Below are 14,299 nucleotides of genomic sequence, written 5' to 3'. Positions count from 1 at the left end.
GCTACTGAGAAAATTAAAAAAAGATTGAAATCAGAGATTCAACTCTGTATAATAACATACAGAGTTGAATCTTTTTAATTTTTGTTTTATAAAATTATATTTTTTTATAAAAAGGTATTGACAGATTGAAATTATAGTTTATAATAAAATCATAAGCAAAACATGTTTTGACATTATGATAAAGGAGCCAGTTAGATGAAAGAAAAAGTGGCAGTAGTATTTGGAACGTTTGCCCCCCTTCATCAAGGGCATATTGATTTAATTCAACGGGCAAAACGCCAATGCGACCGCGTTTGTGTGATTGTCTCTGGTTACAAAGGTGACCGAGGAGAAGAAGTTGGCCTTCCTTTGCAAAAACGTTTTCGCTATATTCGAGAAGGTTTTTCAAATGATGAACTCACCCAAATTTATAAATTAGACGAGACAGAACTTCCCCGCTATCCTTTAGGATGGGAGCCTTGGTTGAAAACAGCCTTAGAAACCATTCAATATGATGCTGAGAGAGAAGAGCTCATCTTCTATGTTGGGGAAAAAACGTATCAAGAGGAACTTGAAGCGAGAGGCTTTCAAGCGCACTTACAGGAGCGTCAGTTTGGCATCTCAGGAACCCTCATCCGGGAAAATCCCAGCAAGTATTGGAAATACATTGCGCAACCCTTCCGTCGTCAGTTTACCAAAAAGGTCCTCATTATGGGGAGTGCTAGTAACGGGAAGACGACCTTGGCAAAAGATTTGGCCCGCTTCTATGATGCGCCAGTGAGCTTAGAATATGCCCGGGAGTACCAGATCAGAAACAATGTACGGGATGATGAGCTGACCCCCAAGGACTATTATTATCTCCTACTCGGACAATACGATCAAACCTCAAAATTAATCGATAGTAGTGCCAATCGTGGACTGGTCATTGCGGATACCAATTCACTAGTGACCAAGGGCTATTACGACTACTATATGGAAGTAGAAGGCCAAGAGACCAGTATGACGGATACCTTTGATAACTTATTCGTTAGTATCCTCGCTAAGGAAAAATGGGATCTGATCTTATTTGTCCAACCCATTGGATCCTATGTCAACGATGGTTTCCGTGATATGACCATGGCAGATGATGAAATTCGCACCAGTTTTTCAAATCACCTGGATCACCTCCGCCACCAATACCTCTCGGATATCCCTACAGCCTATCTCGGGCAAGACTACTTGGGTAATTACGAAGAAGCAAAGCGTGTCATCGATACGATTTATCAAGCTGATTAAAGGAGAAGCAGCATGAAACGACTACAAGAAAAAATTCAAACATTTGGGGAGCATTTAAAAAATGTCCATCGAGAAGCTGGCAAACGTGGCTTCGTAGGAATTATGAAACTCCTTTGGCAAGACCTATTTGCAGGTCGGACTCTGACACAATGGCTGTATCTGATTGCTTTGTCTAGCGTGCCCTTTGTCCTAGAGTTTACCAATCAGGAAGCAAGTCACGATTGGTTAGGGCTCTTTGCCTCCTGGACAGGAATCGTTTGTGTGATACTAGTAGCAGAAGGTCGGGCTAGTAACTATCTCTTTGGAGCAGTGAACTCAGCGATTTACCTCATCCTAGCCTTGAACAAAAACTTCTATGGAGAAGTTCTGACAACCCTATACTTCTTTGTGATGCAACCAATCGGTCTCTATGTCTGGTTGTCGAATCGGATCAATGACCAAGGAGGGGCAGAAGAATCTCACTTTGAAGCCAAGAAATTAACCTTAATGGAATGGATCAAGTATTTGGTTCTAACTGCTCTGATTTGGATCGGGATGGGCTATGCTTATAAAAGTATCCACAGCGCTCGACCTTTCCGTGATAGTGTGACAGATGCGACCAATGGAGTCGGTCAACTTCTCATGACTGGTCTTTATCGTGAACAGTGGATTTTCTGGATTGCGACCAACCTCTTCAGTATCTACCTCTGGTGGGGAGAAAGCATCCATATTCAGGGAATGTATTGGGTCTACACCCTCAATAGCTTGGTTGGTTGGTACCAATGGAGCAAAGCTGTGAAAAAGGAGGCTATTTAGATGGCAACAAGCAGCATTCCGGAAGGGATGAACGAAAAGGAATACTACGAGACGGTCGTCAGCGAGGAAGAATTCCTCCGTTGGTATAAGGAGCAAGATCATCCCACCTATGAAAATCCAAGTGTAACTACCGATATGGTGGCCTACTGCTTTGTGGAGGGGCGTTTGAAGCTCTTGGTGATTCGCCGAAAAACCCACCCTTGTCAGCATCGGGTCGCCTTGGTTGGAGGATTCTTGCAAAAGCACGAGGATGCTATCCAGGCTTGTATCCGCGAAGTTCAAGAAGAAGTTGGACTAGAGTTGACCCCTCAAAAGGTCGAGCAGTTAATGACAGTTTCGACTCCTGGTCGGGACCCACGGGGCTGGGTCATCACCATCGCCCACCTGGTCTATTTGCCTGCGGAGGCCGTCAATCTGGTCCGAGCTGGAGATGATGCCAAAGAAGTTCTTTTCCTTGATGTGGACTTCAAACAAGGGGAATGTTCTCTAGATGGACGTGTCTTGACAGCTGAAGATTTCGCCTTTGACCACTATGAGATTGTTCAAGAATCCATCAAGCGGATCCAAGGGCGCTTGGCTTGGAATCCAACCTTCCTCCATCTTCTAGAAGAGCCTTTCACCGTATACGAAGCAACCGAGTTGGTGAATCTGATCCATCCAGATAAAGAAATTTTAACCAATAATTTCCTTGTAACCTATGGCTCTTACGTTGAAGAAGTGGGTGTCAAGCGGGTACCTAAGAAAAAACCACGCAAGACCTATCGCTGGAAAGAAAGCGAATCTCAAGCGGATCAATAAGATACAAAAACAGCATCAATATTTCGATGCTGTTTTTTTGTCATTAAGCTTTTTCTAATTGAAGAAGTTCTTCAATCTCAGCTAGAGTGCTAGCTTGCGAGATGGCTCCGCGGAGTTTGGCTGCGCCAGATGTTCCACGAAGGTAGTGAGGGGCAAGTCCACGGAATTCGCGAACGGCAATGTGCTCACCCTTGAGATTGATCAAGCGCTTCAAGTGCTCATAAGCAATCTTCATCTTGTCTTCGAAGGTCAAATCAGGCAGGATTTCTCCTGTTTCAAAGTAGTGATTGATTTGATTGAAGAGGTAAGGATTCCCCATGGCTGCACGACCGATCATGACCGCATCTGCACCAACTCCTTCAATCCGTTGCTTAGCGTCTTGAACTGTACGGATGTCACCATTGGCGATAAATGGAATCTTGGTCAGGGCTTGTGCAACCTTGTGAAGGGTCTCAAGATCCGCATGACCTGTATACATTTGTTCCCGAGTCCGTCCGTGCATGGCAAGGGCAGAGACTCCTGCAGCTTCAGCTGCGAGGGCATTTTCTACAGCTAGTGAGCTGTCGGACCAGCCAGTACGCATCTTGACTGTCAGAGGAATATCTAGAACTGACTGTACTTTGTTGATGATTTTGTAGATTTTCTCGGGATCCTTAAGCCACATGGCTCCAGCTTCATTTTTGACGATTTTATTGACCGGGCAGCCCATATTGATATCAACGATGTCCGTTTTAGTGTTTTCTTGGATAAATTCTGCTGCGCGCGCCAAACTGTCCTCGTCGCTACCGAAAAGCTGGATAGAAACGGGATTTTCTCCTTCATCGATGTGAAGCATGTGGAGGGTTTTTTCGTTGTTATACTGGATGCCCTTGTCAGAAACCATTTCCATCACGACCAGTCCTGCTCCTAGCTCTTTGGCAATGGTTCGGAAAGCAGAGTTGGTTACGCCGGCCATAGGTGCCAGAACTGTGCGGTTGGGAATTTCAACATTTCCAATCATAAAAGGGGTATTAAGATTTGTCACGAATCAGTTCCTCCAGGTCGTTTTGGTCAAAGTGATAGGCTGTCTGGCAGAATTGGCAGACGATTTCAGCTCCTTGGTCTTGGTCACGCATCTCTTCTAAGTCAGCCTTTGGCAGGGTAGCCAAGGCATTCATGAAGCGTTCTTTACTGCAGTCGCACTGGAAGCGGATTTCCTCTTCAGACAGGCGTTTGTATGGCTCATCACCATAGATGGCAGCCAGCAGAGCTTCGATATGGTCATCGGATTCCAGCAGTTTTGAGATGGCAGGCATTTCTTGGATTCGCTTCTCAAAGCGGGCAATTTCAGCTTCTTTAGCACCAGGCAGAACTTGTACCAAGAAACCGCCAGCAACCTTGACTTTATCATTCTCATCCAAGAGGACGTTGAGGCCAACTGCGGAAGGTGTCTGCTGGCTTTCGGTCAGGTAAAAAGCTAGGTCTTCGCCGATTTCCCCAGAGATGAGAGGAGTCATGGAGTTGTAAGGATTGCCCGTACCGTAGTCCGTGATAACGAGAAATTCGCCTTGGCCGACAAAAGGACCAACCAGAACTTCGCCGGTAGCTGTCTTTTTGATATCTACACCGGGATTCTGTACATAACCTTTGACATTGCCCTCAGTATCTGCCACTGTGATAATTGCGCCTAGTGAGCTGGTCCCGAGGACCTTGACGATAATCTTGGTCTGGCCTTTTTCATTTGCAACCAAAATCTGACTGGCAATCAGTGTACGACCCAGTGCAACGGTAGAGCTTGCTTGAGTATGATGTTTTTCTTGAGCGGTCTGAACCGTCTCTGTGCTATCCAGCACATAAGCGCGGAAAGAACCATTTTCTGAGATAGTTTTGATAATTTTGTCCATACCCTTCATTTTAACACAAAAAAGAAAAACAAGCGCGCGACTGCGCTTGTTTTTTGGGTTAGGAAGCATTTTAAGATCAAAAATAGTATAATAAAACAAAGGAGGCTAGCATGAACCAATTTTTGAAAACGGCTATCTATGGTCTGGCAGTGGCTGATGCATTAGGAGTTCCGTATGAATTCTTGACCCGTGGCAGTTTTGAAGCAGTTGAGATGGTGGGATATGGCAGCCATCAGCAACCAGCTGGCACTTGGTCAGATGATACCAGCCTTGTTTTGGCGACCTGTGATTCTATCAGGGCAAAAGGTAAGATTGATCCTGTTGATATGCAGCAGCGGTTTAAACATTGGCTCTTCGAGGGAGCTTATACACCAGATGGTCTAACCTTTGATGTAGGAAATGCGACTCGCGAAGCTTTGACAAGAGGACACGGTCTGTCTGATGAATATTCCAACGGAAATGGTTCTTTGATGCGGATCCTGCCCCTTGCCTTTACGGAAGCCGGTCCATCTGACGTTGAGGCTGTTTCCAGTATTACACATGCCCATGCGACTTCCGTAGAGGCTTGCCAGCTTTATGTGGATATTGCTCGTAGGCTCTTAAAAGGCCAGCAACTATCGGAAATACTATCAGGTTTAGAGACTAGTACGACCTATGCTCGTTTGCAAAGATTAGCAGAGTTGACCGAAGATGACATTCGCTCTAGTGGCTATGTGGTGGATACCTTGGAAGCAGCACTGTGGTGTCTGCTGACTAGCACTTCTTATCCGGAAACTGTCCTGAAAGCTGTTAATTTGGGCGATGACACTGATACAGTAGCTGCAGTTGCTGGCGGCTTGGCTGGTATCATCTATGGTTTGGAAGGGATTCCTGACAACTGGTTAGCCCAGCTGCGCAATAAAGAACTACTGGAAAGCTGCTTGTTTTAAGCTTGTAAGTTAAATACTTATTGTGCTTGTTATAGAGTTTTGCTATAGTTATCAAATAAAAATCGCAGGGCATTCCTTGCGATTCGTGTTTTATCAGTCCATTTCTGGGAAAAGTTTAGCCAGTATTTTAGGGGTGATGCTTTGTCCCGGCCCCTCAGCACAATAGGTGTGCATATACATAGAGGGGTTGAAGTTGAGCTCGATGCAGGTACAGTTGGGATTTTCCTTTGTGGAAATAGCAGAGCTGTCAGGGATGATTAGGTCAACGCCACAAGCCCAAGCTCCCATAGCCTTTGCCATGTCCGCAGCGAGTTCCTTATAAGATGGGTGCATGCTGTCTGTGACATCAATCGAGTCTCCGCCAGTAGAAATGTTGGAATTGCGCCGCAAGTCAACCTTGACTCCAGCAGGCAGGATATCATCTGGTCCATATCCTTGCTGGTCCAGCATGAGCAGTTCAATGTCCCCCAGTTCAATGATTTCGAGCGGTGAGCGATGGTCTCGACCGCGCAGGGGATTGTCGTTTTTGATGGCAACCAATTCTCTCACGGTATGTTGACCGTCTCCGACGACATTGGCTGCTACTCGCAAGAGGACTGCCTCACATTGACCGTCTAAGACAAAGAAGCGGTACTCCGTTCCTGCGATAAATTCCTCCACTAAGACAGCAAGGTCTTCTGAAAAAGCAATCTCCAAAGCCTTGCGGTAAGCTTCCAGACTAGCTGGTTCTTGGAAGATGGAGATGCCCAGTCCGAAGTTGGTTGACTTGGGTTTGACGACAATTTGTCGATCCTTAATCAAAGGGTAATAGGCCAGTCCCTCTTCAAGAGAAGAAAATTCTGCTCCAGCTGGAACGGGAAAGTCAGCTGCAGCCAAAATCTTTTTGGTGACGGTTTTATTGGCCATGGCCAGAGGGATGACATAGTTATCCTTGGAGGTCATATTGCCGTTCTTGACATACTCCACATGATGACCGTGCCAAAGCTTGAGAAATTGGTCATTTTCATCTAAGATTTCGACATTAAGCCCCTTTTGAATAGCATCAAAGAGTAGCATCTGAGTGGATAATTCCATATTTTCGTAGCCTTTGAGGGCATAAGGAGCAGTCCAAGCGTAATGGTGATATTCCTCTGCTTTTTTTAGTCCAAAGGGCATTAAGGAATCCTGCTGAATATGAGGCAGGAGCTGACCAGATAGGGTAAGCTGAGGATTCAGAAGTGCCTCCTTAAGTTGCTCAAGCAAGCTTTGGTAGTAAGTTGGAAGTTCAAAATGCTGGATGAGCTCATCCATGGCTTGGAGAAGTGCTGAGCTGTCTGCCTCATCTGGCAGGGCAGTCAGCGGGTGGCTACAAGCAATTTTTTGGTTCAAGTCGTGGGCAGCTTTTAATGCCGTATCAACATTTTCTACATCATCTAGCCAGAGCAGGCTCAGTAAAAAGAGATGGACAGTATCTAAGGTTTCTTGGCTAATACCTAAATGGTCAAAAGGATTGAGATCGAAGCAGCGGAATTCCAGATAAGTGATACCTTGCTCCAGATAGGCACGATTGTGCTTCTGTCCACGGAAGCGAACGGCTGAGTAAAATTCCTTTTCAGCGCTGAGCTCGCCTGACTGAACGTAGTTTTCAATGTCGGTTATATATTGCTCCAAAGAAGCGTAGGACACCTGAATATGCTCATCATTGACATAGCCATAGTCGCTGTTGCGAAAAGAGCGGATAGGCTGGGAAATGTCCTGACTATAGAAGCCAGCTTCTGCCAAAGGAGCAGCACCATAGAGATAGGTCAAGATCCAGCGGAAACACAGAAAGTTTCGAGCCAGCTTGAGATAGAGGTCATTTTTAAAGTCCTTGAGCGAATGGTGGGAGCTGACTTGAAAGAGAGCAGTGACCAGATCTTTCCCTAGTTCGATGTTGTAGTGGATGCCAGAGATGGCCTGCAGTTTTTTACCATATTTTTCCGCTAAGCCCTCTCGGTAGTGGCGCTCGTAGTCGTTTTCCAGTCGAGCGATGACAATCTCTTCTTCGGTCAGTTGCGGTGGCATGGACAGGGGCCAGAGGCGTTCACTCTGGTCAATCGAGCGGCCAGCCACATCGCTGATAGCTCCCAGTAAGCGTCGTGCTTCCTTAGTCGAGTGAGCGATAGGTGTAATTAGTTCCAGTTGTTGCTCGCTGAAGTCTGTTTGGATGGTCGGGTGGAAATTGCGGGAACCAAGCTGACTAGGATGGGCAGTTTGAGCTAAGTGTCCGTCAGTTGTCACCCGCAGATTTTCCCTCTCCAGACCAAAGGTCGCTTGGAGAATAGGGCTTGATGTATCCAGTTTCTGCAGTAATTGATTAATCGTCATCGTTTCACCGTCCTATGATAGTAATTCTAGTCTATTACAAACGGAAAAAGAAAACAAATTTCCACTACGCTTTTACAAAAATTCCGAACTTTTATTTAATATAAGCTGATAAATTTCAGAAAAAACAGATTTTGTGAAAAACTAATTCATTTCCAAAAGTTAAAATCCAAATGAAATCCCTATCTCTTCTTGAAAAATAGCAATAAATTTCTTATAATAAAGTGTAAGATATACCAGCAGGTGAGATTCCTGCCTTGTATGTAAGAAAGGACGAGCTGTCTCAGCTCAGACAAAATTATGACATCAGTAGTTGTTGTAGGAACCCAGTGGGGAGATGAAGGGAAAGGTAAGATCACAGACTTCCTTTCTGCTAATGCCGAAGTGATTGCCCGTTATCAAGGTGGTGACAATGCTGGTCATACCATCGTGATTGACGGTAAGAAGTACAAACTGCACTTGATTCCATCAGGGATTTTCTTCCCAGAAAAAATCTCAGTCATTGGAAACGGGATGGTGGTTAATCCTAAATCTCTAGTTAAAGAACTGAATTATTTACATGAAGAAGGTGTGACAACGGATAATCTTCGTATCTCAGACCGGGCTCATGTTATCTTACCTTATCATATTGAGCTGGATCGCCTGCAGGAAGAGGCCAAAGGTGACAATAAAATTGGAACTACTATTAAAGGAATTGGACCTGCTTATATGGATAAGGCTGCGCGTGTTGGTATCCGGATTGCAGATCTTTTAGATAGAGACATTTTCAGAGAACGCTTGGAGCGTAATTTAGCTGAGAAAAACCGCCTCTTTGAGAGATTGTACGATAGTACAGCAATTAACTTTGATGATATTTTTGAAGAATACTATGAATATGGGCAACAAATCAAGCAGTATGTGACAGATACTTCTGTCATCCTCAACGATGCGCTGGATCAAGGCAAGCGAGTGCTCTTTGAAGGGGCTCAAGGAGTTATGCTAGATATTGACCAAGGAACTTATCCATTTGTAACCTCCTCTAATCCTGTTGCTGGCGGTGTAACGATCGGTTCTGGTGTGGGTCCTAGCAAGATTGACAAAGTTGTGGGTGTTTGTAAAGCCTATACAAGTCGTGTTGGTGATGGTCCTTTTCCGACAGAGCTTTTCGATGAAGTAGGTGACCGCATTCGTGAGGTGGGTCATGAGTATGGTACAACAACAGGACGTCCGCGTCGAGTGGGATGGTTTGATTCTGTTGTTATGCGCCATAGCCGCCGTGTATCAGGGATTACCAATCTTTCGCTTAACTCCATCGATGTTTTGAGTGGTCTGGATACGGTGAAAATCTGTGTTGCCTATGACTTGGATGGTCAGCGAATTGACCATTATCCGGCTAGTTTGGAACAGCTTAAACGTTGTAAGCCGATTTACGAAGAGCTCCCTGGATGGTCCGAAGATATTACTGGTGTTCGTAAGTTAGAAGATCTACCAGAAAATGCTCGCAACTATGTTCGGCGAGTAAGTGAGCTGGTTGGCGTTCGCATTTCTACCTTCTCAGTCGGTCCTGGCCGCGAGCAGACCAATATCTTGGAAAGCGTTTGGTCTAATTTATAAAAAAGTCAGCACAAGGAATTGCTTCTTGTGCTTTTTTGTAAGAAAATTTCATCTTAAGATTCATTTAAGATATATATTTTATACTAATAGCATAAACAAAGACCTCCTTACTTTGTTTAAAAATCCTAAACTTTTTCATAATAATCTCCTGAAAGTCACCTCAGTGGTGGCTTTTATTTTTTCTGAGAAGTGCAGCAGGCTTGTGGTATAATGAGATAGACGACTATAGTTTTAGAAAGACAATGATGAATTATACGATTGAAGAAAAAGAAGCATTTATGCGGGAAGCTTTGAAGGAGGCGGAGACTGCCCTAGCTCATGATGAAATTCCCATCGGCTGTGTCTTGGTTAAAGAAGGTAAGATTATTGGCCGCGGTCACAATGCACGTGAGGAGCTGCAGCGGGCTGTTATGCATGCGGAGATTATGGCTATCGAAGAGGCGAATCTGCATGAAAATAGCTGGCGCTTGCTGGGTACAACGCTTTTTGTGACCATTGAACCCTGTGTCATGTGCAGTGGAGCAATCGGTCTGGCACGCATCCCCCATGTTGTCTATGGAGCAGCAAATCAAAAGTTTGGAGCAGCTGGCAGCCTTTATGATATTCTGACGGATGAGCGCCTGAATCATCGAGTAGAGGTGGAGACAGGTGTTCTCCAAGAAGAATGCGCTCAAATCATGCAGGAATTTTTCAGACAGAGAAGGAAAAAATAAAATTAGCCAAAATCAAAAGTTTGTGTTATACTAATTAATGGAGCAACAGTTTTGCGTGAAGCGGGTCAGGGGAGGAATCCAGCAGCCCTAAGCGATGTAAACTGTGTGCTCTTTTCTATTGCTCTTAATGAATCAAGCCTGCAAGACACAGATGAATATTGGAGCAGTGAATCTAGTTGGAATGGACCTATAATGAATTCAGCTAACCTCTAATTTTAAAAAGCATATTGGCTTTCTTCTTAATCAAAAATATTCTTATTAATAGGGCTAAAATTTTCCGACTTACGCAAACGATTGCTTTCAGATGGCTACTAGGATTAGCTCCTTTATAAAAAATTAAATTGGAAGCGTTTTAAAACAATAAATTACTTGCTAAATAAGTATGAAAGCGATATGATAGAGTGGAATAAAAAATGGAGGAATATCATGTCACATATTAAATTTGATTATTCAAAAGTTTTGGACAAATTTGTTGCCCCACATGAAGTGGAATACATGCAATCACAAGTAACAGCAGCAGATGAATTAATCCGTAAAGGAACTGGTGCTGGAAGCGACTTTTTGGGTTGGTTGGACCTTCCTGAAAATTATGACCGCGAAGAATTTGACCGCATCTTGAAAGCTGCAGAGCAAATCAAATCAGACAGCGATGTCTTGGTTGTGATCGGTATCGGTGGATCTTACCTTGGTGCCAAAGCAGCCATCGACTTCTTGAACCACCACTTTGCTAACTTGCAAACAAAAGAAGAACGCAAAGCCCCACAAATCCTTTACGCTGGAAACTCAATTTCATCTACTTACCTTGCTGACTTGGTAGAGTATGTTGCAGACAAAGACTTCTCAGTAAACGTGATTTCTAAATCAGGTACAACAACAGAACCAGCGATCGCTTTCCGTGTCTTCAAAGAACTCTTGGTTAAGAAATACGGTCAAGAAGAAGCCAACAAACGTATCTACGCTACAACTGACCGCCAAAAAGGTGCTGTTAAGGTTGAAGCAGATGCCAACGGTTGGGAAACATTCGTGGTTCCAGATGACATCGGTGGACGCTTCTCAGTATTGACAGCAGTTGGTTTGCTTCCAATCGCAGCATCAGGTGCAGACATCAAAGCCCTTATGGAAGGTGCGAACGCAGCTCGTAAAGACTACACTTCAGACAAACTTTCTGAAAATGAAGCTTACCAATATGCAGCTGTTCGTAACATCCTTTACCGCAAAGGCTATGCGACTGAAATCTTGGTAAACTACGAGCCATCACTTCAATACTTCTCAGAATGGTGGAAACAATTGGCTGGTGAGTCAGAAGGGAAAGACCAAAAAGGTATTTACCCAACTTCAGCTAACTTCTCAACAGACTTGCACTCATTGGGTCAATTTATCCAAGAAGGAACTCGTATCATGTTTGAAACAGTTGTCCGTGTTGACAAACCACGCAAGAACGTGATCATTCCTACTTTGGAAGAAGACCTTGACGGACTTGGTTATCTTCAAGGAAAAGACGTTGACTTCGTGAACAAAAAAGCGACTGACGGTGTTCTTCTTGCCCACACAGATGGTGACGTACCAAACATGTACGTGACTCTTCCTGAGCAAGATGCCTTCACTCTCGGTTACACCATCTACTTCTTCGAATTGGCCATCGCTCTTTCAGGTTACTTGAACGCTATCAACCCATTTGATCAACCAGGTGTTGAAGCATACAAACGTAACATGTTTGCCCTTCTTGGTAAACCAGGATTTGAAGAATTGAGCAAAGAACTCAACGCTCGTCTATAATAGACAAACAAAACGATCTCGAAAGAGGTCGTTTTTTAATCGCTTTCCATATCTCAGAAAGAATGAGGTGGAAAAATAGACTGTTTTATGATATAGTAGAACTACTATATTTATACTTTGCACGTCAAACTATGATCACAAAAAAGTAGAAAGAACGATGAGCGAAGGTTTTTAGTAAAGGAGAGATTATGACAACAGAAGACAAGACACCTTTTGGAACACAAGAGGGACAAACTGTTCAAGAACCTTTTGGAACACAAGAGGGACAAACTGTTCAAGAACCTTTTGGAGCACAAAACGAACAAACTGTTCAACCACCTCTTGAAGCCCAAACGGGTCAAACCGTCCAAGAGCCTTTTGGAGCACAAGGGGGGCAGGCTGCTCAAGAAACTCTTGAAGATTCAACGGGCCAAAACTTCCAAGACCCTTTTGGAGTACAAAATAGCCAAACAGCTTATGAGCCATTTGGTGCACCAGGAGCGCAAGGCTTCCAACAGTCTTCTCCAGTAGAAGGACCACAAGCTGGAGGACAGGAACAATTTTTCCAAAATCAAGCGCCACAGGTAGAAAACAATCCTTTCTACCAACAAGGGAACCCTCAAGCCTTTCAATCACAATGGAATGTTCAGCCAAAACCGAAGAGTGGATGGACTAACTTTATCGTCTTTTCTATTCTTGCCCTCTTTCTTGGTGGCTTGATCGGTGGCGGAGCTGGCTATTTCTGGGGACATTCATCTAAGCCTCAAGCAGATGCCAAACGTACCAAACGATTAGACCGTGCTAGTGAAGAAGCTAAGAAAACAAAGACAGGCTTTATTACAGAAAAGGATGAGGTAATCTTTACTTGGACCCTAAAAGACCTTGCTGCATTAAGTTATAGCAACAAGGATGGTTATGGCTTGACTGCTGATCAGATTGTTGAAACTTATGGATTGGCTACCAGTGTCGATTATGAAAAGAAAGGCATGACTCTTACTTGGGATCGTGCAAAGAACGCCTCTCACCAAAATATTTATTTCAAATTTGAAAAAGTGGATGGCAACTATTATTTGAAATCTGTAGAAGCCTTTAACTTGGAAGAAGTCTATGCGAGTGAAGACGATGAAGATGAAGATACTTCTACAGATCGTGAGATGAGCACGAAAGAATTCAAAGATCTGAAAAAAGGAGATAAGAAAACTGGTAAAGGTGGAACCTCCTTATTGGAAGTTTTGAAGAAACATAAACAAAATGTTCAAATAGGTACAGAGACAAAAATCACTGCTGATGGAGAAGAGTATGACTCTACTCGAGTGGTTGCAAAGATCAACCTTAAAGTGGGAGACGATTATAAGACATTACGCTTCTTAGCACAACCAGATGGGGACTTCTTATACATTGGTCCAGAACGTTTTTAATATAGAGGAGATAGATGAAAGATGAATACGAATCAATCACAGGCACCATTTGGTGTGCCAGAAACTGGTGATCAAAAGAAGCCAGGGAAAGGTCTGTTAATTGCTTGTATTAGTGGCTTTGCGGTCTTAGGAGTCATTACCGGTCTCTTCTTTGGCCATTCTATGGGTGCGGCAAATAGTGCTAAAAGTTCCTCGCCAGTCCTTCATCCGAAAGCTGATGCAGGGAAATCAAAACGTGATCAGGCTGGAAAATATATTGATCCAGACGATACTGATTTTTCTTGGAACATTACAGATTTGGCTAACCTCGAGCTTGGCACATACTCAACTCCAGATTTGGGAACATCCATTGAAGATGTTGTGGATGAGCACGGAAAAGCTTTGCAAGGTTCGTTTAGAAGAGATCTCATTGATTTAGAGTGGGGCGAGTTAGAAGAAGATCAGGATGATACCTATAGTCAATTCCATACCGTTCGTGATATGAGACTGACCTTTAAGAAAGAGGGAGATACCTATTATTTACAGGATCTCTATTATTCAGGAAATTATGACGAAGCTGAGGACGATTTTATGACCTCATCTTACTATGACAACCTCAAAGTCGGAGATTCCAAAACTGGTAAGGATGGCGTTTCTTACAAGGAAGTTTTGAAAGATAATACCATTTATTCTCTCTCTTTGTCTGCAGATGAAGACTACAAAACACATGATATTGTCACTACTATGACGATCCGTTTTAAATCTTCAACGACAGACCAATATAAGTTAACGTTTGTGAAACAATCAGATGGAGATTTCCTTCTTGCTAAAAAAGGTGA

General features: G+C 43.8%; 12 protein-coding genes and 1 other RNA gene. 10 read left to right on the top strand and 3 right to left on the bottom strand.

Annotated features, from left to right (window positions below; translation table 11 throughout):
- Positions 1-195 precede the first annotated feature (195 nt).
- From QZ158_RS06045 to QZ158_RS06035, 3 genes are read left to right on the top strand one after another with little or no spacing between them, the layout of a single operon-like run.
- The gene (locus QZ158_RS06045; protein WP_272080940.1) at positions 196-1,254 is read left to right on the top strand and encodes an AAA family ATPase; all 1,059 of its coding nucleotides are present in this window, start codon (positions 196-198) and stop codon (positions 1,252-1,254) included.
- Between the two features lie 12 nt (positions 1,255-1,266).
- A complete protein-coding gene (pnuC, locus tag QZ158_RS06040; protein ID WP_293886723.1) occupies positions 1,267-2,049 on the top strand; it encodes a nicotinamide riboside transporter PnuC in 783 nt (260 codons plus the stop codon).
- Positions 2,050-2,847 carry an NUDIX domain-containing protein gene (locus QZ158_RS06035; protein WP_048690738.1) on the top strand — a complete coding sequence of 266 codons (798 nt, stop codon included), beginning with the start codon at positions 2,050-2,052 and terminating at the stop codon, positions 2,845-2,847.
- Between the two features lie 43 nt (positions 2,848-2,890).
- On the opposite strand, the gene dusB is transcribed toward QZ158_RS06035, so the two are convergent.
- Together dusB and hslO are read right to left on the bottom strand one after the other, a co-directional pair.
- On the bottom strand, positions 2,891-3,871 hold the full coding sequence (dusB, locus tag QZ158_RS06030; protein ID WP_293886719.1) for a tRNA dihydrouridine synthase DusB: 981 nt from the start codon (positions 3,869-3,871) through the stop codon (positions 2,891-2,893).
- Positions 3,858-4,730 carry an Hsp33 family molecular chaperone HslO gene (gene hslO / locus QZ158_RS06025; protein WP_293886717.1) on the bottom strand — a complete coding sequence of 291 codons (873 nt, stop codon included), beginning with the start codon at positions 4,728-4,730 and terminating at the stop codon, positions 3,858-3,860. Before hslO ends, dusB begins: the two co-directional genes overlap by 14 nt.
- A 110-nt stretch (positions 4,731-4,840) precedes the next feature.
- Here hslO and QZ158_RS06020 point away from each other — a divergent pair, with 110 nt between their 5' ends.
- On the top strand, positions 4,841-5,659 hold the full coding sequence (locus QZ158_RS06020) for an ADP-ribosylglycohydrolase family protein (RefSeq protein ID WP_293886716.1): 819 nt from the start codon (positions 4,841-4,843) through the stop codon (positions 5,657-5,659).
- A 93-nt stretch (positions 5,660-5,752) separates the two neighbouring features.
- Here QZ158_RS06020 and gshAB read toward each other — a convergent pair whose 3' ends face one another.
- Complete coding sequence (gene gshAB, locus QZ158_RS06015; RefSeq protein WP_293886714.1) at positions 5,753-8,005, bottom strand: bifunctional glutamate--cysteine ligase GshA/glutathione synthetase GshB; 2,253 nt, start codon at positions 8,003-8,005, stop codon at positions 5,753-5,755.
- Positions 8,006-8,302: 297 nt separating this feature from the next.
- Here gshAB and QZ158_RS06010 point away from each other — a divergent pair, with 297 nt between their 5' ends.
- The 6 genes from QZ158_RS06010 to QZ158_RS05985 form a co-directional block, all read left to right on the top strand.
- Positions 8,303-9,595: an adenylosuccinate synthase gene (locus QZ158_RS06010; RefSeq protein WP_293886712.1), complete on the top strand. Its 1,293-nt coding sequence runs from the start codon at positions 8,303-8,305 to the stop codon at positions 9,593-9,595.
- A 242-nt stretch (positions 9,596-9,837) separates the two neighbouring features.
- The gene (tadA, locus tag QZ158_RS06005) at positions 9,838-10,308 is read left to right on the top strand and encodes a tRNA adenosine(34) deaminase TadA (RefSeq protein WP_293886710.1); all 471 of its coding nucleotides are present in this window, start codon (positions 9,838-9,840) and stop codon (positions 10,306-10,308) included.
- Positions 10,309-10,336: 28 nt separating this feature from the next.
- Positions 10,337-10,435: signal recognition particle sRNA small type (gene ffs / locus QZ158_RS06000), an RNA gene on the top strand.
- Positions 10,436-10,734: 299 nt separating this feature from the next.
- On the top strand, positions 10,735-12,084 hold the full coding sequence (locus QZ158_RS05995; protein ID WP_007519938.1) for a glucose-6-phosphate isomerase: 1,350 nt from the start codon (positions 10,735-10,737) through the stop codon (positions 12,082-12,084).
- Between the two features lie 188 nt (positions 12,085-12,272).
- Complete coding sequence (locus QZ158_RS05990; protein ID WP_293886706.1) at positions 12,273-13,481, top strand: hypothetical protein; 1,209 nt, start codon at positions 12,273-12,275, stop codon at positions 13,479-13,481.
- Positions 13,482-13,502: 21 nt separating this feature from the next.
- Positions 13,503-14,299 (top strand): hypothetical protein (locus QZ158_RS05985; protein WP_293886704.1); only part of this gene is annotated, 797 nt, incomplete at its 3' end.

It is taken from the genome of Streptococcus sp. A12, from assembly GCF_905372335.1.
Taxonomy (GTDB): domain Bacteria; phylum Bacillota; class Bacilli; order Lactobacillales; family Streptococcaceae; genus Streptococcus.
The sequence above is the reverse complement of the archived record's forward strand: the minus strand, read 5'-3'. Positions and strand labels throughout refer to the sequence as shown.

Bases quoted from the DNA above. Each gene is read 5' to 3' on its own strand.
- QZ158_RS06045 (WP_272080940.1), top strand. From the start codon at position 196: ATGAAAGAAAAAGTGGCAGTAGTATTTGGAACGTTTGCCCCCCTTCAT.
- pnuC (WP_293886723.1), top strand. From the start codon at position 1,267: ATGAAACGACTACAAGAAAAAATTCAAACATTTGGGGAGCATTTAAAA.
- QZ158_RS06035 (WP_048690738.1), top strand. From the start codon at position 2,050: ATGGCAACAAGCAGCATTCCGGAAGGGATGAACGAAAAGGAATACTAC.
- hslO (WP_293886717.1), bottom strand. From the start codon at position 4,730: ATGGACAAAATTATCAAAACTATCTCAGAAAATGGTTCTTTCCGCGCT.
- QZ158_RS06020 (WP_293886716.1), top strand. From the start codon at position 4,841: ATGAACCAATTTTTGAAAACGGCTATCTATGGTCTGGCAGTGGCTGAT.
- gshAB (WP_293886714.1), bottom strand. From the start codon at position 8,005: ATGACGATTAATCAATTACTGCAGAAACTGGATACATCAAGCCCTATT.
- QZ158_RS06010 (WP_293886712.1), top strand. From the start codon at position 8,303: ATGACATCAGTAGTTGTTGTAGGAACCCAGTGGGGAGATGAAGGGAAA.
- tadA (WP_293886710.1), top strand. From the start codon at position 9,838: ATGATGAATTATACGATTGAAGAAAAAGAAGCATTTATGCGGGAAGCT.
- QZ158_RS05995 (WP_007519938.1), top strand. From the start codon at position 10,735: ATGTCACATATTAAATTTGATTATTCAAAAGTTTTGGACAAATTTGTT.
- QZ158_RS05990 (WP_293886706.1), top strand. From the start codon at position 12,273: ATGACAACAGAAGACAAGACACCTTTTGGAACACAAGAGGGACAAACT.